We start from the raw sequence: 18,556 nt of genomic DNA, 5'->3' as shown, positions 1-18,556 counted from the left end.
TTGCATCCCCCTACCCGTAGCTCGGGTTGTCGCGCCCCGCTCGAAGTGGGTGCAACGGGCACGGAGCGACAACTTAGGTTGCGGCGGTCTGTGGACGACCCATTCCGTGCCTCTTGCGAGAGCGCGCGGTTTTTGCGTTCAATGAGAGCACCGCCCCCCGTGTATCCGGGCGCTGACCCGAAGGATGAACGTGAGTGGTTTCGAATGGTCCGAGTCGACGATCGCACCAGAAGAGTCGGCTGAGCGCATCCTGATCGTTCTGCTGATCGATGGTTCGTCATCAATGTCGAGCGTCGACACATCGATCGGGACCAGCGAGCCGAAGTTCCAAACTGTGGCCAAGGCCGTCGGATCGTTCTTCGATTCCGGGCTCGAGAAGTCAAATCCGGATCTGCCACACAAGGGTGAGGTCGCTGTGGGTGTTTTCTCGGCGGTGCCGGGTCGGCCGGTAGTTCGATGGAAGACGAGCGGCGCGTCCCCGGCAACGCCGTTCCAGTTCATCGCCCGCTCGTCGAACATTGCATCCGAGGCACCGTCCGGCGGCACACCCCTGGGTGAGGCGTTGCTCGAAGCGCTAGACGTCATCGATCGCCGCAAGTCCGAGCTGCGGGCCGCCGGCCTCAGCCATGCATGCCGACCGATGCTCTACGTCCTTACCGACGGCCAACCGACCACCAGCACCACTGCAGCCGCGGTCCGCGCACTGACTGCAGCGGAAGCCGCGAAAAAGGTCCTGTTCTTCGTGATGGGGATCGGCGACGCCGACCAGAACGTCCTCGCTCAGCAGCTCGGTGAGCATTACTACTCACTGAAGGCCCGCCCAATCAGCCTGACGATGGAGTTTCTTAGCAAGAGTGCCGGCCGGGCGATCGCCGACCCTGAGGCAGACGCGTCCGCTATTCACGCCGACATCCGCGACGAGTACAACGACCACTCTCCTTTCTCCTGATGCCCGACGAGCAGCGGCCCGCGGTCGCCTCTCTGACGCGCATCGGCGACCACGTCGAGTGCGAGGACGCTGTGTATGCCGAGCGGATCGGTGGTACGGCGGTGCTGGCGGTGTCGGACGGGATGTCGACAGCAGTGCGTGCGCGAGAGGGATCTGCCCTCGCGGTTAGCATCGTGCGGCAGCGCTCGTCCGCGCTCGCCTCCCTCCCCCAGGCATGGAACCGCATGTCGATACGAGCCTTCCTGCGCGAGCAGGCCCGCGATATCCGGCTGCGCTGGATGGAGGAGTGCGAACGGCTGGGCGACCCGGTTAATTTTTCGAGCACCCTCACCATCGCCGTGTGGCAGCAGCCTTGGCTGGCAATCGCCGCTCTCGGCGACGGTTTTGCCCTTGCATTGCGCGGCGACGACGCACACCTAGTGGATGTGCCGTTCCGAGACGCCGACGGGCGCACCGATTCGCTCGCCGGCCGCGCGCCGTTTCGCTTCACCGTCGTCAGCGATCCTGAAATTGACGGCGTACTCCTCTCGTCAGACGGGCTGTCAGAGATCGTGCGGCGACACCCCATCCCCGGCCGACCCGAGCAACCGTCGCGGCAGCCCGATCGGCAAATCGCAGCCCTGCTTCGCGCGTTCGGCACTGACACGGAGCGCGTCTCTGAGGCGCTGGCTGTTCCGCAGCGCATGACCAGGGATGACATCGGGGTGGCGTATGCGCTCCGGTGACGTAATCCAAATCTTCGACCCCGCCGAGCAGAAAGGGCTCTCCGCCGTGCTCGGCGAGCGGATTGGGACCGGCAACCGCGCCGCGGTTTTCCGTGTCATTGGAGCACCGGAGATGCGGTTCTGGGCCGCCAAACTGTTCACTAAAGAGGTACCCGCCGACCTCGAATGGCGAGTCTCGCTCGCTCGCGAGCGGAACCTCGGTCGAATCCGACGCTGGACGCGCGCCGGGGACGACGATGACGACGTCCGCATCGTCGCCGCACCGGAGTTCCTCGTCGTCGATGGAAGCCGGCCCGTCGGCGTGCTGATGCCGGTGCTGCCAGCAAGCTACCGGCAGCTCGAAAAATCGATTACGCCCGCAGTGCCCGGCGGTGTGCCGCTCGAGCTGCGACTCCGAGCGGCGACGTCTATCGCTCACATTGTCGACCAGGTGCACGCCGCTGGGGCCTTTATCGGTGACTTCACGCCGAAAAACACGATGATGGACAAACGCGGCGATATCGCGCTCGTCGACGTCGATGCCTTCGGCTACCTAGACAGGAGTTCGAAGTCGGTCATCGTGCGCTCCGACGGCATCACCCCGTCGTACCGCGCGCCGGAGATGCGCACAGGCCACGCCGATCAGCGCAGTGATTTGTTCGCGCTCGGCCAGCTCGTTATGACTCTGCTGCTGCGCTGGGACCCGTTCCACGGCGTCTATGGCGACGATTCGAGTCGCCAGTCGAACATCGACGCCGGACGGACGTGGCTGCGGCCGCAGCCGGATCTTGTGCTTCCCGCCTCAGTCGCCTCGCCAGGCCTGTCGGCCCTTCCCGCCTCTTTCGGTGCATTCGTCGATGCGGCGCTTGTCAGCCGACACGGCCCCGGCCGACCGGCCGCCCGCGCCTGGCGTGAGGTTCTAGAAATCGCCGGCAAAGACATCATGACCGGCCCGTGCGGGCACCTCCGCTTCCGTAGCGCCGCCGAATGCATCGTGTGCGGACAGCGCGTCAGGACGGCCCCGCGGGCGACCGCATCGGCGACGGCGACGGCGACGGAATCTAAGACGAGGGCGACCACGCCCGCTGCGAGAACTGAGACCGCACCTTCCGCGAAAGCGACAACTGCTCCGTCGCGACCCGCACAGACGCCTCCGCAGACACTCCGGCCGGCGCAAACGACGCCAACCGGAGCGACCCGGTTGGCGTCTACCGCCTCGTCATCAGGCCCGACACGGGCGCCCCGCACGACCTCGAGTATCCCGCCCCAGCGGACGACGCCGAGACCGACTGCAGCTACACCGCCCGAGCTGAAAAAGAAGTTCCCCTCATCGGTCCTGGTCATCTCCGTGATCATCTTCGTGTTGATAGTCTCGCTCACCGCGATTCTGTCCAATGGCGACAACGCCGCCACCGCCACCGCCACCGCCACCACGACGGCGACCGCCGCCGCAGTCGAGCCATTCGTCATTGCGCAAGATCAGTGCGCCGGCGTCAAGGACGGCGTCACCGGCCCGATCCTTGACGGCAGCATCGTCTCCTGCGACGATCCACTCGCGGCCGTACGGGTGCTTACGGTCGGCGCGGGCCTCATGCACGCCACCATCCGTGCAGTCAATCAGGCGGAGGGCTGCGACCAGTTGCAGTTTGAGGGCCGCGGAGTCAGCCTGTGCGCGACGGCGGAATACGTTCCCGGCCAATGTCGCGAGTTGAAGAAGAGCGACGATGGCAGCCTCCGTCTTCGCCTGCCAATTGTCGGCTGCGACGCTGTAGCCCCCGAAGGCGACACCGTTGTCCGGCTCGATCCCACTCCGCCCGCCACGTGCGAGTGGGTGGTGACACGGGCGGATGCGAGCAAGCTGTGCCTCATCACCGTGAATGGAGTGCTCTCATGACACCTGGCCTGCTGTCGTTCTTCCGCCGGGCGCCCTCAGGTCGCGACACCGCCCCGCACTCTAACTGGCCGTCGCCTAACAACTGGCCGCCGCCTAACAACTGGCCGCCGCCTAACAACTGGCCGCCGCCTAACGAGTCCGACCCCACGCGACGAGCCATTGAACCCGCTCCTCCCCAACAGGTTTCCGACATCGAAAGCATCGTCGACCTCGCTAGCGACGAACCGGCGCGGCCGCCGGCCGCGCCGGAGCCACCCATTGCTTCACCGCCGTCGGCTTCGGACCAGCCGCACGACACAGTCGTCGCGCCGCACCTACCCGGCGACATGCGCCTTCCCAACGGCTTCGCGTTGCCCGTCCTTGGCCGCGTCGTCACCCGGCTACACCCGACGGGATACGTCGACATTGGTGGCGTTCTGGTCTTCGTCCACTCCGCGGCGACGGATGCCGTGATCGAGGGCACGGTCGTCCTCGTCACTGCAAATCGCCCCACCTCTGCCGCAGTCGGCGATCACTAACTCGGCACGAGGCAGAACGCGCCACTGGGTCTGTTCGGGACATTCCCTCCCGTCCTACACTTCAGACATGCCGGATTCCTCACCATTCGTCGTCTACAGCAAGCACACCGATGCAGGTCAGTCGTTCGTCCTCGAGCTGTTCCATGATGGTCGGGTATGGGAGTGGGTAGACGACCGTGCAGCGGGATGGGCGGGCATGTGGTCTGCAGCCCCCGACCCCTCGGACCCGAATGCCTTCCGCACCACTATTGGGCCGTGGAAGAACCTGTACGTGCAAGGCCGCTCTGTCCAGCAGCCTTCAGGCGCTATCACAACCATCCAGCTCCGGACCGCTGAAGCCGGTGCACCGGTGAGCGACGGCCAGACGACCACCGCACCGCCCCTGCCGGCCATGCCCTCGACTCCTGGAGATCCGGCCGAATTCGACGAGCAGGTTGCCAAGCTCGCCGAGTCCCTCCGGACCACCCCCAACTCACAGCTGAAGGGCCTGAAGGATCTCGCCGACAAGCGCCCGATGGAGCTGGTGAAAAAAGCACTCGATGATCCCCAGGCCTACGAAGGCCAGGTGAGCGAGGCGGTGCAGTTCGCGCTCATTGAGCGCGACGGCATCGTCGCAAAGGCCGGCCTCACGCCGCCCTCGACCGCGGAGGGCCGCATCATGCTGCTCGACGCGATCAACCGGGCCGCCATCGAGGCGCAGGTGCTCTCAAAGGCAGTCGAGACGCGCTACCTCGAGGAGGACGTGAAGTATGCCCGCTTCGAGGTGCAGCGGGCGGCGAGTCGCCTTGAACTCCTGGTGCTTGACGCCACGGCGGGCGACGTCGTCGCCACCGAAAGCGCCAGAGCGAACGCGGAGCGGATCGCGGCGGAGACGCAGCGCGGGGCCGCGGTGAAGGTCGCGCCACACACGGTCGCGACCGCTTCCGCGAAAGCCGAACAGAAGCGGCTCGCGACGGAGGGACGCCTTCGTGCTTTGCAGGCGGAACAGTTCATTGCGGAGATCAACACCCGCGTGAACGCTCTACCTCACCAGGCCAAGCAAGATGCACTGCCCGAGTGGTCGCGGCTGCAGCAGGAACGCGAGCTAATGAAGCTCAAGGACGCAGAGTTTAAGAACAAGACACTGCGGTTCTGGCGTCGGCTGGGCATCCGCCTCAAGATCGACGACCTGTGACAGGTGTCGATGCCGGCGCGACGCCAACGCGGTACACCGCCGTCTCAGAACTTCTCAGTGCAAAGGGCCGGGGTGTGTACATCGGCCTCGGGGCCGATGGGATGCCCGCGTTCACCGATCAGCAGCAGAACGTCGTGCTGCTGGGCGGGCCGCGCACCGGTAAGTCGTCGAGCATCGTCGCGCCCGCCGCGGCGGTCTATCCCGGCCCGGTCATTATCACGACGTCGCGCGCGGGGTCGCGGTACCCGGAAGCCGCGGAGGTGGCGCTAGACAGTCGGCTCCGCATTGCATCGCGCACCGGCGCCCGCGTGCAGGAGTGGGTGCTCGACGACGCCATCGACACGGGTGACGCCGTCGCTGTTTCCTGGGATCCCGTTCGGGGCAGTGCCGCGGATCCCGCCGGCGCCCGCCGTCGCGCAGTCGTGATCGCGCGGTCGGCGATTCTAGTGAACGGCGGGATCGAAAACGCCTCCTACTTCATCCCACTCGTCGCTGACGTACTTACCGCTTTCCTCATCTGGGGCGACCTCAAGAACCTGAATGGGCGCGTCGTCGCGGAGGCGATGGTCTCGGCGCCCATTCGCCCCACGGATCCGAAGAAGCTGTCCTTCGCGCACATTGCCGCGGCTCTGGCTACGGACGACCGGTTCCGCGACGCCCGGCTCGCATTCGCCGCCGTCCTCGACGACACAAGAACGAGACCGGACACCCGACGCACAGTCCTGTCCGTGCTCGGCGCCACGGTGCTCCCACTACTGCGCGATACCATCCGTTCCGACCTGCCGCCGCTCGATCTCGACGCGCTGCTGCACGGCAATGGCACCCTGATTATCCGCGCGGGTGACGTTCGGTTGCAGGACGTCGCACCCCTTATCGCGGCCCTACTGACAACTGTTTACGACGCGTGGCCGCGCCATCGGACGGCGGGCGACCGCCACCGGTCCATGCTCTTCGCGCTCGATGAAACTCTGAAAGTCGCGCAGACTCTCGACCTGCCGCGGATGCTGCAGACCTCCGGCGGCAACGGCGTACAGATCCTCACCGTGGTTCAGGATCCTGAACTCGCCGAGACGACGTGGGGTTCCGCAGCCTCGATCCTTTTCTCAAACGGAACCCGCGTCCTGTTCCGGGGGCTGACGCACCAGGGCTTCTTGACGCAGCTGACGTACGCGCAGGGCGCAGAGGTCACCGAGTTTGAGACCATCGTGACGACGGAGGCCGCAGTGCTCGGGCCCCGCTTCGCCGGCGCCGAGCGGCTTATCGCGGAGCGGACTGCGATCGAAGCCACGCGAGCAGGCAACCCGGGCTACGGCGGCGCGCACGCCCTCGCCGCCACACTGATCACACTGTGGACCGCCCGGCGTCACGACAACATCCGCTCTCGGATCGAGGACGACTCGCTTACGAGCTCCCAACAGTTGCTTGCAGAGCTCGAGGCGTGCACGACCATCGCCCGCGATCGCTTCCATGTACCGCGTTTGGACCCTGCAACACTCAGCGCCGTGCCTGAGGGGCAAGTGCACATCGTCGATGAGCGCGGCGACCACAGCCGCCGCTCGGCACCGCACTGGTACGAGTCAGACTTCTGGAAAGACTTGATGAGAGGAGCCGGGACATGACCAAACCGGATCGATCGGATGCGTGGAACGGGCGCGCCGAGACGGGTGATCGGGCCGAGGCGGTCGCCGCCTTCTACATCTCGGAGATTCGCGACGAACCCATCGTGGAGCAGCACACGCCGGGCGACGGACCGCGCGGGCCGGACATCATCTCGACGGACGGCCTCTACGAATCCAAGGGATCGGCGGAGGGGCACGACCACGCGTCAAATACGACAATGAACACCAACGAGCGCCAAGGGTCGGCCGCTTGGATCGATAAAGTGACAGAGGGCCATGAGCTCTACATCAACGCTGAGGCCGTAGGGACGGACGACGACCAAATGTCGGCCCAGCTAATCGACGTCGACTTCAACGGCGGGACCCTCGCCACCTACGATCTCGACGTCGACGGCCGCCGCACATCTAATATCCCGAATGAGATCCTCCCGGTCGACGACCTCGAACTCGCGATGAACGAACAGGGACCGGTCGAGCCGGACTTGCACCCAGACCTCGCTTCGGTTGAGCTCGACGGCCTAGACGCGCAAGCTACGGATGCTCTCGAGTCGGACCTTGCCGAGGTCGACCTCGACGCAATCGATGTTGACTCGACGGACCTCAACGCGGCGGCAGACCCGAGTGCCGCAGACGGCCCGGACGCTGACGGCGGCAAGTTGTAGATTCGCGTCGCCCACAGCTCTGCAACACAACGCGCAACACGACCCCGTCCTTTCGGCGGGACGATAAGCGTCGATTATGCGACCGAGCGTCTGGTTGGAGTACACCCCAACGCAACAGTGGGGAAACCCGACGACGCGCGTAGCAGTAGAGTCCATGCTCCGCCTTTCGCTACACATCTGTGTCAGGGTCTAGGAGTGACGCAACGAACGCAGACGGTCGGCTACGTCCGAGTCAGCACGACCGACCAGAACCTGGATCGGCAAATTGAGGCGATCGGCGCCGTCGACCGGATCTTTGAAGAGAAGGTCTCCGGCGCTACCCGCACCGACCGGCCTGCTCTCGCCGACTGCATCAAATACGTCCGAGACGGCGACCTCGTCCGAGTCGCCTCGATGGATCGCCTCGCGCGCTCGCTGCGAGATCTTCGCGACGTCGTCGACGAGATCGTCGCGAAGGGCGCCTCCGTCGAGTTCATCAAGGAACAGCAGACCTACGGACCTGGCGGCGACGATGCGCTCGGTCAGCTCATGCTGCACCTGCTCGGCGCGTTCGCGGAGTTCGAGCGCTCCCTGATCCGAGAGCGGCAAGCCGAGGGCATTCGCATCGCGAAGGCCGCGGGGAAGTACACGGGCCGGCAACGCCGGCTCGACGCCGACCAGGTCGCTGCAGCTCGAGCGGACATCGCAGCCGGCATCCCGAAGGCAGCAGTGGCACGCAAGCTCGGCGTCGACCGTACGACCCTCTACCGAGCGCTGGCACTCCCCCCACCCGACGAGCTCGCCAAGACCGAGATCTAGACCGGCGTCAGAACGCCGCGACGTCCACCTCTGAGCGCAGCTGCTGCTCGAGGTCGTCGAGCGCCTTGGCTCGAGTGCGCAGCATCGCCTTCTGATCCACCATTCCAGTGTCCCGATAGCCGCCCCGTCACCAGGCATTTCGTCGGGCGGGTCTTACGGGACACTGCTGCCCGCGCCGAAGCGCGGCGCATCCTGCTCGGCGAACTGACGCGGTGAGCGACCGCCTTTCGGGCGCAGCTCCATCGCCCAGGCGCTGCTTGGAGGCTTCCGGGGGGTGCTCACGTTGAGTGGCTCGGGGGCCGGCCGCTGGCCTTCATCGCGTGCAGCTCGTATTGGCGTGTGTTCTGACCCCAGACTTAGGGGATGAGCTCACGCGTTGACACTCAGCTTTCGCAAGCGGCGGCGATGCTCCGTCCCTTCGGAGCAGTGGTGGTGGTTGGTGCCGGGGTCTCAGCCGCCCACTACCCAATGACAGCGCAGTTGCCGCCTCTGCTGTGGCAGGCGATCGAAACTGCTCCTGATGCTCTTGCTGAGCTTGGCTTACGGGCTGGTGCTACCGGGAGCGCCAAAGAGATCCTCGGGTCCGACCCTGGCACCCTGCAGATTGGGTGGCAGCTCGTGAGGGAGTTCCCGCTCGCGCGCAAGGCTTTCCAGTCGGCGTTCGCAGCCCTTGATGCGGACAGAGAACCGTCAAGTGCCCACCTCGATCTTGCTCGGCTCATTGACTCCGGTCACGTAGAGGCGGTGATCTCCTACAACTGGGATACCTGCCTAGAACGCGCGCACGAACGCTTGTTCGGCGTGCAATTGCCGGCTCGTCTGCTGCACAAGCCTCATGGCGATGCCGCTCAACCCCAAGGCACATGGGTGTTACCCGACGAGGACGGCCAGGTCACCGCAGACGTACAAGAGCACATCGCCCAATTGTCGGATCGACCGCGAACGCTGGTCGTGCTTGGCTACAGCGGTAGCGACGTGACGGTCGTCGAGTCCCTCCTCTCGCCACTCCAGGCCCGCTGGCCAGTGGTCCGCATCACCCCTTCAGCGGTCGGTGAGGGAGCGATTCCACTTGCAGCCGACGATGCCCTCGCTTCACTAACGTCGCAACTCGTGCCACCCGCGCCCCACAGCGGGTGGAAGTACGTCACGTTCCTGCGCAGTCGAAGCTTCTCGGCGGCGCTACGGGGTGAGCGTCTTCGGCCGACGGATGTGGACGCCTGCCCTGAGCTGCCAGCCGCCCCGCGACTCGCGGACCGTCTTCTCTCAGCCCGGTTCGCAACACTGTCGGGTGCGAGCGGAACGGGAAAGTCGATCACTGCATTCCACGCGGCCCGTCGACTCAACCAAGCGGGTTGGAAGGTCGTTGAGCTAAAGCAGCCGGGGATCGCCTCGGCGGCCGACGTTGAGACGCTGCGAAACCTTACAGGTCCCGTGCTTGCTGTCATCGATGACGCGCAAGCCATCGACCCGGGGGTGCTCGCAGAGTTTCAGTCGTCTGCTGACGACGATCATGCCGTCCTCCTAGTCTCAACCGAACGCATGGAGGCGCGTGACGACGAAACACTGCTTGCTACTCAGGCAGTGCAGGTGCTGCATACATATTGCCGGACCCACCTGGATACAGTTGGGCCGATGCTCACTCAACTCGATGATCGAGTGCGGTGGTCGGTCTTCGCAGACACCCCTGAGCAAAGACTCGAGCTCGCGCTAAAGACGGGGCTGGAGCCATGGCTCTATATGTTTATCGCCTCGGGCGGTGAACGGCGCATCATCGGCGCTCTGGACCGGATGGTGGACGACGGGGACTCAGCGCTCCTTCTCGCGTTCATCAGCATCGCACAAATGACCTCTCGCGACGCTGGCGTGACCCGTCACGAGCTTGCATCCATCGCGGCAAGACACGAGAGCGCCCGGTTCTGCACGAATGGGTCGCTAGAACAGCAGCGTGTCGACGACGCATTGCTTGTCCTGATGGACGAGAAACTTGTTCGCGAGCATGACGGCCGAATCCGTGTCGCCCACATCCGCATCGCAGAGAGGGCTCTCCAGGATCTCGGGCGACGCGAATTGCACGCGATCGGCGAAACCGTGCGCGCATGCGTGCGCGCAAATCTCCTCGACGAATCGATCGACATCGGCGGCAAGTTTTGGTTGTTCCGTGTCTTTGACCGATTCGAGGACTACAGGTACCGGTTGGCGGATTCGATCGTCGACGAGAACGTGTCGGAAAGCTTGCTGCGCCAGTGCATCGGCGCAGCCCCTGGCCGGGATCGCGGCGTTGCACTCAACCTGCTCTGGACTTCAGAGTCGCTACGGGAACTTTCCGACACTGCAGCGGACGTACTCGCCAGAAGCATGACCGCGTGGCTGCCAGACCTCGTCTCAGAAGAGGTCAACGGTTTCCGATGGATGCTCAGCGGGCTACGCTCGCGCCACAAAGAGAATCATGACTTCATTCGCGCGTCTACATCCGCGCGCCTCCTGGGCGAGCGGTTGTCGGTCGCGGGTAGCCGTTGGGCCGCGATGGACTGGACGCATGTCATCCAGGAGCTCGCTCCCGACCTGCGCACGGGCACCCTGCTCAGCTGGAGCGAGGAACTCGAGGCAGGGATCGACACTTCTCTTCTCGCTGGCTGGCTGTCTGAGCGCGATGAGCACTCACACCCACTCGAGATCTACGACCTCATTGACGAACTTGCGGGACTCGCTCCTAGGGTGGCAGCGCTGGCGCTTGATGTTTGCAGCGACGAGATCCGATCAGCGCTTGAACGCGACCTCGCCGACGCGGCCAGCAATTTTCATGAATGGGTTTTCGGCACGATGTTGATGGTGGCCCGTCTCGCGGATGCGCCAACAGCCCACGAAGATGACGACGAAGACGAGCGTGAAACCGAGAAGAACGTCGAACTGCAAGAGCTCGACCGTGCGCGTTTCGAGTTCTTCAACGCGCGGGAGTTGGCGCTTCATGAGTTGGCCGCGAAGGCACTTGATGTGATGTCAGGCGTCAACTGGGCAGCTGCTACGAGATCGCTGGAGCAAACGCAAAAGTACCAGCTGCAGAGCGTGGACCTGCTGTTAGGTTGGTTGTCCTACCTCTCGACAGACATCACCGACAAAATCGCGGCGACATTGTCCACGGACTGGCTCATGCGCATTGTGGACGAGGCACGGGGCGAAACAGGCCCGAACCGAAGCCCGTTTGGCGCTGTCGACCACCTTCTTTACCATCTCTGCTGGGGAGAGCGAGGGCGAGCCGTGGTCCACACATTTCTTACGGATCACGAGGCCGAGATCGATGTGTTTCCGGCCATTCTCGTGAAGCCCTATCCCAACCTCGCGGTGCGATGGCTACTTAGAGGCGCTCGCGTCGGAGTTGACGCGCCGCGCGGCTCCGGGTGGCTACAGGTCACGTCGCAGCTGAAAGCGGTAGCCACTCTCGATCGCAATGCCGGGATTTCCTGGCTGAGCCAGATGTCCGATGCCCTGCTCCTCGCACTCAGCCAGCCGCAAAGGAACGATCTAAAGGGCATCGGCGAGTTCATCCGTCTTGCTGACGATCTGAGCGCCGCGGATCTGGACATAGTAATCGGACAGTTCAAGGGGTCGGCCGTTCGATCGAACTGGCTCACGAGACTGCAGGACACCAGCTACGAAATGAGGGCGCTTCTGCAACGGGTCTCCGCGACGTCCGGAGAAATCGCAAAGCTGGCCGAGGAGCTACTTGAAAGTACGCCACAATCTAGGACCGCCGCGAACGAATAGTTGCTGCCCTCGACAAACCGCCCGCGCCCATTGCACACGAATGAATTAAGGGTGCCGCATAACTCGCCGCGCTCTTCAGCGTCATATCGATCCAGTCGCTCGTTCCGGCAATCGTGCATCAGCGAATTCCCGCTGGGCTCATGGCTCTGTTCGCTGGCGGAGCCGCGATCTACGTCTATTGGATAGCTCGGCGAATGAGGACGGACCGCTCCGGCGCTTGATCGCCGTCCACTGAGACGACCCGGACGTCAATCCGCTGCTCGTTACTACCCGTCGGCTTTTAGCCTCAGGTTCGCTCGGAGATTGTCCGCAGGCAGTATGTCCGATCAGCAAATTGTTCATCGAACTTTGGAGCTATTACTCGCCAGGAGCCCATATGGTGACATGATCTCTTTGGCCGAATTTGGTGTCGTTCTTTGATGGGGGTCACAACGACGGACGCGGTGAATTCCGGCAGCCTTTGCAAGACTGCGCCAGCGGTGGCCATTCGATCGTTTCGCGATCCCCGCTACGGCTAATTCCGCACTGCGTGCATGCTCTTTCCTCGGGATTCTTTTTGGTGAAGGACGCGTGCAGTCCTTGGTTCGGTCTTCCGCCCGCGAGTATAACTTCAACGTCCGGTGCGTGCATTTCTATAGCATCCCAAATTGGTGTATGCGGGTCTTTAGCTGACCCGTGATGTGGAGCCGAGCAAACGCCTAACTGCGTCCAGGGCAGGTGCTGCAAGCTACTGGTGGATCCGTCGCCATCGCTCCAAACTATTCCACCACCAACGCTGGTTTCTCCACTGGGCGTTGACATCGAATACGGCCAAAGATACGAGATTAAAGATCTTCGGTTTTGAATTGTCAGCCGATAGGCTAGAACTAGTGCGACGGGTCCAGCTTTCCTTTGTAGATCCGGCAACTCCACTTCAACCGCATTCGCAATAGTAGCGACCTCCGGCAATCCTTGCGTTTTCCAGAGTGTCGTTTCACCTAGTTGGATGTGATCGACTGAAAACCAGCGAAAGCGAACACGATTGCCTCTTAGGGCATCCATTAGAAGGTCTTGCAAGCGCTTCGCTTTGTTGAAGATGTCTCTTGCGAGTTTTTTTCTGTCTTTTTGCAAATTTTCTCGAATGAATTCTTCCTCGTCAGCGAAAGCTTCACCGGTTAGGTCTGGATGATTTTGATCCAGATTCTTCAGGTGCTCGTGAAGCGTGTTCTCATCCAGCCTGATGTTGAGTGCTTTACGACTATTAGTGAAATGCCGATCTTTTTCTCGAGTAGCCACGTCATGCAACTCTTTTAGTGAATCAATCACATCCGAAGCTGCCGTTTCCTGACTAAGTGAATCAGCGAATAGGATAAGCACGGCCCATTCATACGGCATCCAAAGCTCGAGTTGTCGATTTTTGTCGACAACGTCAAAGAATTTGGGTGCCCCCCCAATGTGATCCACATCGGAGTGTGTTAGAATGATAATGTCCGGGTCGAAACCTGCGGCGAGTAGGCCACTGGTGTCTTTTTCCCCGAGATCTATGACAACACGCTTTGCTCCGCTCCAGTGGAATGACTCTCCAGGCGAACCAACCGCACTTAGGGCGTGAGACACTGGTGTTTCCTTTCATTTCTCGGCATCGGTAGCTGCACTAATAGGAGACTCAACAGCGCTGCCTTACTATGCGATGTTGAACTAGCTTACTTATCATCGTTATCACCGCCTCAAACACGAGCGCCGGAATCGTCGAGCGCATCGACCCAACCCTCCTCGTGATCTAGCAGAGTGTCGCACCAGCGCCCGCTGACCAAGCAGCTCACCGACTCAATCTGACCGAATGACATTCTGACCCCGTTTTCGGTCGCAGTGACGAGCACGGCTACGTCATCGTCCGCGCCGGACGCTCGCGAGCTGCGAGACGGCCTGGCGATGATCCCGTCACGTCGTGGAGCGCGACGTCAAGACGGTGTCCCGAATGGGGCGGTGCAAGGGCAGTACAACCCGGAGGGCGGCGGTGGAGAGAGTTTCGGCGCGATGAGAGGGAGCGCAGCGACCGCGTGCCGAAAGTCTCGGAGGAGCCGGTGGCGCAGCCACTTGAACGGAGCCCGTAGGTAGCTACGAGCGCAGCGAAGCGGAGGGAGCCGCCGAAGGCTTCACGGCAAAGAAGCGTGAGCCCAACGGGCGAACATCAGCGGCCGGCACCGCCGGCCGAACCTCTGGGCGGCGCTCCGTCGCCGCTGCGCGAGTGCAGCTCGCGCCCCCGGAACGGGGATGCCGGGGAGTGTGAGGGGATCGCCCCTCGCGGGCCGGCTGGAAGGCCGGCCCTCCCCCACCTGCGACCCCTGCATGTGAGACCGAGATCCGACTGCTGGACGCGGCGGATCTGGGGCACACCGAGATCTGATCGTCGCTGAAGGCCGGGGTCCCGCTCCCGGCCTTCGTCATTTCTGGTCCCCACCCGGAAAGGGGCCGCCGCGGAGGGACATCTGCCCGTTCCTGCACGGATGTTCACGGTAACGTCAGCCGACTCCTCAGCGGCGAGGAGGTCGGCGGGAGCTCGTGCCCCCGCCTGCTGCCGCTCGGGGCACTCAGCGAGGACCGACCCAGAGGACGACCATGCGACGACGACACGCCCTGCTCCCTGGAGCGCTCACCGGACTGCTGCTGGCCTCCGGGCTCGTCGCCGGAGGGCCCGCCGCGCCTCCAGCGGCGGCCGCTCCGGTGGCCCCCGCTCCCGCCGCTCCCGCTCCCGCTCCGGACCGCCCCGTCGCGGCTCCGGACGCCGAGCCCACCGTGATCGAGCCGGAGGCGGACGCGACGACGCAGCAGGCCGCCCTCGCCCTCGACGCCGACTTCGTCGACGTCGAGATCCCGGCGCGCGCCCAGGTGCAGACGCACCGCGTGACGATCGCGCTCGTCGCTCCGCAGGGCACCCTCCCGGGCGGGTACACGACCGCCGACGCCGTCCGCGCCCTCGACCTCGTCGACCGGTTCTACTCCCGCGAGACCAGCGGGGCGATCCGCTTCGAGCTCGACCAGGTCGTCGACTGGCAGGTCGTCGACCAGCCGATCGGCTGCACGAACACGGGCGGACTGCAGGACTGGATCGCGCAGAGGACCGGCTGGCAGCGCGGACCGGGCAAGCACCTGGTCGCCATGGTGCCTGAGGGTGACCCGTGCCCGAACTGGGCCAACGGCGAGCAGTCCGGCGATCCCGATGACGGCGGACGCGCGTTCCAGCCCGGACCGGACGCGTACTTCCTCGCGCACGAGCTCGGCCACAACCTCTCGCTGCCGCACGCCTACAGCGTGAACTGCGCCACGACCCGCGACTACGCCTCCACCCCGCTGCCCGCGGACTGCCGCCGCGAGGAGTACGGCAACCGGACCGACGTGATGGGCGGCGCCTGGTCGTTCCTGCCGCTGTCGTCCCCGTCGCTGGCGCGCCTGGGCACGCTGCCGAACACCCGCCAGCCGGTCTGCGGCGCACCCCGCACCACGACGCTCGACACCCTCGGAGCCGGACCCGCCGGCCGGCGTGCGCTCACCTGGAACGACCCGCAGGACACGGGCATCCGCTACTGGGCGCAGTACAACGACCGCGCCGACACGACGTCCGACGGCGGCGCGTACACGAGTCCCTTCCAGGTGCGCCGCGACGTCTCGGGCGTGCAGATCCTGCGCTCGAACCCGGGCCAGCCGTACGCCGGCGACCTGCTCGAGCGTCCGGGCGACGCGAGCGAGGCGAACGAGTTCGTGCTCGCCGGAGAGAGCGCAGTGCTCAACTCCGGCATGTCCGTGCGGGTCGACCGGATCGACGAGCTCACCCGGACCGCGACGGTCACCGTGACCGTGCCGTGCACCGACTACGTCGGCGACATCGCTCCGCTCGCCTCGTCGACGAGCGCTTCGTACACCTCGCCGTGGACCTCGGTCGGAGCGGTCGCCGACGGCGCCGCCTCGACGATCTGGGGCTCCTGGCCCCGGGTCGGAGAGCAGCACGTCGAGCTGCTCTGGCCGAGCGCCGTGACCGTCGACAGCGCCTCGGTGCTGTTCGCGAGCGACGCGGCCGACGCCGACGGACGCGGGCTGATCCCCGCGCGGTCGTGGCGGGTCGAGCACCTGGTCGGCGACGTCTGGACTCCCGTGAGCGGAGCGGCTCCCGGCCGCGAGCGCGACGTGCTGAACCGCGCGACGTTCGCTCCGGTGACCACGACGGCGCTGCGGCTCGTGTTTACGGCGTGGGGAGCCGGCGAGTACGGCGGGTCCACGGGCGTGGCCGAGATCGAGGTGAACGGCATCGCCCTCGCGGCCTCGGCGGAGGCGCGCGGGACGCTGCAGAGCGTGCCGACCGCGACGACGCGCGACCTCGCGCAGTCCGTGCTGGTGCGCGACTCCTCCGGTCGCGCCCTCGCGGGCCGCTCGGTGGGCTTCGCGATCACCGGGCCGGCGGCCTTCGAGAGCGGAGCGACGACCGCCGCGGTGCTGTCGGGCGCCGACGGCGTCGCCGCGCTCCCCCGGATCCGCACCGGCTCCACCGCCGGCACCGTCTCGATCACCGCGCGCGTCGACGGCGTGACGACGGCGCTGGCCGGAGCGAGCGTTGCGCCCGGCGCCTCCGTCACCGCGAAGGCGACCTCGCGGCTGATCCTCGGGAAGGTCGTCGTCACGGTGACGGCGACGAACACCGGCCGCGCGGCCGCCGATCTGACCGTCGTGACGCCCTACGGCACGGCGTCCTCGGCCGCGGTCGCCCCGGGCGCCACGGTGACCAAGGTGTTCCGCACGGGCAAGAGCTCGATCGCCGCCGGCACCGGCACGGTCACGGCCGTCTCGGGCGCCTCGCGCGCGAGCGTCTCGGTGGTCATCCCGCGCGCGTGACCGGGACGGGGGCTGCCCGCCCGCCTGGACGACTCCGTCCGGGCGGGCGGCTGCTGTTGGCGTCGAGGTGACGCGCCCGGCGACGTGCCGCGGCGGAGTGATCGGGGGACACGATGAGGCGGACGACCGCAGGGATCGCACCGGCAGGAGCACTGCTGCTCGCCCTGACGGGATGCGCGGGCGGAGGCGGGACGGTGGGCGAGGTCCGACTTGTAAGCATGACAACAAGTCAGCGCGGCCCGCTCGTCAGAACAGAGGAGGGAGCTGCCCTGAGGTGAGGATCAGCCGCAGCCCGACCGCGAGAAGAGCGCCCGTCGCGATGACGACTCCGACGATGAGCCGCCGCTCAGCGGCGCTGTCCGCCGCGGCGATCCGGTTCGCTCGGATCGCCTCCTCCTGCTCGATCAGGCGGCGGCTCGTCTTCAGACTCAGCCCCGTCAGCCGCTCGCCGTGCAGGCGCACACGGTCGGCCTCCTGCTGGAGTCGGCCGCTGGACAGGCGCGAGAGCTGATGAGCCGCGCGCGCGGCCCCGGGCCGCTCATCGACACGGCTGCGCTCGATCACGTAGTCACCGCCGGGATGAGGAACGCGATCAGCGCGGCGGCGTGGTCGGTGCCGTCCTCCCGGACGGGGAACCCTCCGAGCACCCACACTCCGGGGAGGGTGAGCGTGTTGCGGACGCCCGCGAGCAGCCGTTCGGTGCTGTAGCTCTCGTGCTCCTCGTAGTAGTTGCGCTCGAACGCGACGATGAGGCCGATCTGCTCGGGCGTCGCGCATCCGGTGTCGGCGTCGATGACCGGTGCGGTGCGGGCAGGGTCCGGGGTGAGGAACGCGATCAGTGCGGCGGCGAGGGCGGAGCCGTCGTCCTCGACGGGCTCGGCGCCCGGCAGGGCGTGGGCGTTGCGGACGGCGGCGAGCATCACGTCGTCGCTGTCGTCGGCGTTCTGGTCCCAGTGAGCGCGCTGGTCGGTGATGATGAGGGCGACCTGATCGGGGGTCGCGAGGCCGGTGTCGGTGTCGGTGCGGTACATGGTCTGTTCCTCTCAGCGGGTTGCGGCCAGCGCGGTGTTGATGTCGACGGTGATCCCGCGCTCCGCGAGGCGGTCGAGGGTGGCGGGCTCCTTCGCGATCTGCTGCCAGCCCTCGGGCGAGATGACGACCGCGGGATCCCCGTCCGCGTCGTTGAAGACGACACAGGTGCGCGAGTCGAGAACGGCCCCGGTGCGCGGGCAGAGGATGTTCTTGCTGACGAGGTAGGTGACCATCTGGTCACGGAGGATCGCTTCGAGGGTGTCCATGTGTGTTGCTCCTGCTCCTGGCTGATCGTTTTTCTTTGCCTCTCCGGCGGGGAAAACCGTTTGAGTGGAGCCGGCGGAGTGACACCGATCACGGGCGAAATAAGCCCGTAGGGCGCGTCCGGGATCGGTGGCACGCAGCCGGTGGAGCGAAATAGGTTGGAACCGCGGAGAGGTGAAGAAAACGGATGGAACGGGCCGCATCGCGGCCTCCCATTGGCGGTGCTCCGTCGCCGCTGCGCGAGTGCAGCTCGCGCCCCGGAACGGGACACCGGGGAGCGTGAGGGGGTCGCCCCTCACGGGCCGGCGCCGCCGGCC

Annotated in this window: 14 protein-coding genes; 10 read left to right on the top strand and 4 right to left on the bottom strand. The window is 65.4% G+C overall.

What is annotated here, in order from left to right; genetic code table 11:
• Window positions 1–190 precede the first annotated feature (190 nt).
• The 9 genes from C5C63_RS14645 (at window position 191) to C5C63_RS14605 (ending at window position 12,080) form a co-directional block, all read left to right on the top strand.
• On the top strand, window positions 191–949 hold the full coding sequence (locus C5C63_RS14645) for a VWA domain-containing protein (RefSeq protein ID WP_181110632.1): 759 nt from the start codon (window positions 191–193) through the stop codon (window positions 947–949).
• Window positions 949–1,674 carry a protein phosphatase 2C domain-containing protein gene (locus C5C63_RS14640; RefSeq protein ID WP_104326328.1) on the top strand — a complete coding sequence of 242 codons (726 nt, stop codon included), beginning with the start codon at window positions 949–951 and terminating at the stop codon, window positions 1,672–1,674. Before C5C63_RS14645 ends, C5C63_RS14640 begins: the two co-directional genes overlap by 1 nt.
• Window positions 1,661–3,547: a hypothetical protein gene (locus tag C5C63_RS14635; RefSeq protein ID WP_181110631.1), complete on the top strand. Its 1,887-nt coding sequence runs from the start codon at window positions 1,661–1,663 to the stop codon at window positions 3,545–3,547. Before C5C63_RS14640 ends, C5C63_RS14635 begins: the two co-directional genes overlap by 14 nt.
• On the top strand, window positions 3,544–4,065 hold the full coding sequence (locus tag C5C63_RS17160) for a hypothetical protein (protein ID WP_181110630.1): 522 nt from the start codon (window positions 3,544–3,546) through the stop codon (window positions 4,063–4,065). Before C5C63_RS14635 ends, C5C63_RS17160 begins: the two co-directional genes overlap by 4 nt.
• Window positions 4,066–4,132: 67 nt before the next feature.
• Window positions 4,133–5,239, top strand: a complete 1,107-nt coding sequence (locus tag C5C63_RS14625; RefSeq protein ID WP_146086405.1) for a hypothetical protein — start codon at window positions 4,133–4,135, stop codon at window positions 5,237–5,239.
• Window positions 5,240–5,313: 74 nt separating this feature from the next.
• On the top strand, window positions 5,314–6,858 hold the full coding sequence (locus tag C5C63_RS14620) for a TraM recognition domain-containing protein (RefSeq protein ID WP_104326324.1): 1,545 nt from the start codon (window positions 5,314–5,316) through the stop codon (window positions 6,856–6,858).
• Complete coding sequence (locus C5C63_RS14615) at window positions 6,855–7,520, top strand: hypothetical protein (RefSeq protein ID WP_104326323.1); 666 nt, start codon at window positions 6,855–6,857, stop codon at window positions 7,518–7,520. The genes C5C63_RS14620 and C5C63_RS14615 overlap by 4 nt, the downstream gene beginning before the upstream one ends.
• Before the next feature lie 195 nt (window positions 7,521–7,715).
• Entirely contained in the window at window positions 7,716–8,318 is a 603-nt protein-coding gene (locus C5C63_RS14610) for a recombinase family protein (protein WP_104326322.1), read from the top strand.
• A gap of 363 nt (window positions 8,319–8,681) precedes the next feature.
• A complete protein-coding gene (locus C5C63_RS14605) occupies window positions 8,682–12,080 on the top strand; it encodes a hypothetical protein (RefSeq protein ID WP_146086403.1) in 3,399 nt (1,132 codons plus the stop codon).
• A gap of 426 nt (window positions 12,081–12,506) precedes the next feature.
• Here C5C63_RS14605 and C5C63_RS14600 read toward each other — a convergent pair whose 3' ends face one another.
• Window positions 12,507–13,676, bottom strand: coding sequence for an MBL fold metallo-hydrolase (locus C5C63_RS14600; protein WP_104326320.1), 1,170 nt, complete (start codon window positions 13,674–13,676; stop codon window positions 12,507–12,509).
• 1,002 nt (window positions 13,677–14,678) lie between these two features.
• Here C5C63_RS14600 and C5C63_RS14595 point away from each other — a divergent pair.
• Window positions 14,679–16,943, top strand: a complete 2,265-nt coding sequence (locus tag C5C63_RS14595; RefSeq protein ID WP_146086402.1) for an Ig-like domain-containing protein — start codon at window positions 14,679–14,681, stop codon at window positions 16,941–16,943.
• A 246-nt stretch (window positions 16,944–17,189) separates the two neighbouring features.
• Here the strand turns inward: C5C63_RS14595 and C5C63_RS14590 are convergent, their stop codons facing one another.
• The 3 genes from C5C63_RS14590 to C5C63_RS14580 are packed head-to-tail and all read right to left on the bottom strand — an operon-like array spanning window position 17,190 to window position 18,241.
• Complete coding sequence (locus C5C63_RS14590) at window positions 17,190–17,507, bottom strand: hypothetical protein (RefSeq protein ID WP_104326318.1); 318 nt, start codon at window positions 17,505–17,507, stop codon at window positions 17,190–17,192.
• On the bottom strand, window positions 17,504–17,974 hold the full coding sequence (locus tag C5C63_RS14585) for a hypothetical protein (protein WP_104326317.1): 471 nt from the start codon (window positions 17,972–17,974) through the stop codon (window positions 17,504–17,506). The genes C5C63_RS14590 and C5C63_RS14585 overlap by 4 nt, the downstream gene beginning before the upstream one ends.
• A 12-nt stretch (window positions 17,975–17,986) precedes the next feature.
• Window positions 17,987–18,241, bottom strand: coding sequence for a hypothetical protein (locus C5C63_RS14580; RefSeq protein ID WP_104308045.1), 255 nt, complete (start codon window positions 18,239–18,241; stop codon window positions 17,987–17,989).
• Between the last annotated feature and the right edge of the window lie 315 nt (window positions 18,242–18,556).

It is taken from the genome of Rathayibacter sp. AY1B8 (assembly GCF_002932775.1).
Classification (GTDB): domain Bacteria; phylum Actinomycetota; class Actinomycetes; order Actinomycetales; family Microbacteriaceae; genus Rathayibacter.
The sequence above is the reverse complement of the archived record's forward strand: the minus strand, read 5'-3'. Positions and strand labels throughout refer to the sequence as shown.

What these genes read in the sequence shown, in the direction of transcription:
- C5C63_RS14640 (WP_104326328.1), top strand. Translation starts at nt 949, where the DNA reads ATGCCCGACGAGCAGCGGCCCGCGGTCGCCTCTCTGACGCGCATCGGC.
- C5C63_RS14635 (WP_181110631.1), top strand. Translation starts at nt 1,661, where the DNA reads ATGCGCTCCGGTGACGTAATCCAAATCTTCGACCCCGCCGAGCAGAAA.
- C5C63_RS17160 (WP_181110630.1), top strand. Translation starts at nt 3,544, where the DNA reads ATGACACCTGGCCTGCTGTCGTTCTTCCGCCGGGCGCCCTCAGGTCGC.
- C5C63_RS14625 (WP_146086405.1), top strand. Translation starts at nt 4,133, where the DNA reads ATGCCGGATTCCTCACCATTCGTCGTCTACAGCAAGCACACCGATGCA.
- C5C63_RS14615 (WP_104326323.1), top strand. Translation starts at nt 6,855, where the DNA reads ATGACCAAACCGGATCGATCGGATGCGTGGAACGGGCGCGCCGAGACG.
- C5C63_RS14605 (WP_146086403.1), top strand. Translation starts at nt 8,682, where the DNA reads ATGAGCTCACGCGTTGACACTCAGCTTTCGCAAGCGGCGGCGATGCTC.
- C5C63_RS14595 (WP_146086402.1), top strand. Translation starts at nt 14,679, where the DNA reads ATGCGACGACGACACGCCCTGCTCCCTGGAGCGCTCACCGGACTGCTG.
- C5C63_RS14585 (WP_104326317.1), bottom strand. Translation starts at nt 17,974, where the DNA reads ATGTACCGCACCGACACCGACACCGGCCTCGCGACCCCCGATCAGGTC.
- C5C63_RS14580 (WP_104308045.1), bottom strand. Translation starts at nt 18,241, where the DNA reads ATGGACACCCTCGAAGCGATCCTCCGTGACCAGATGGTCACCTACCTC.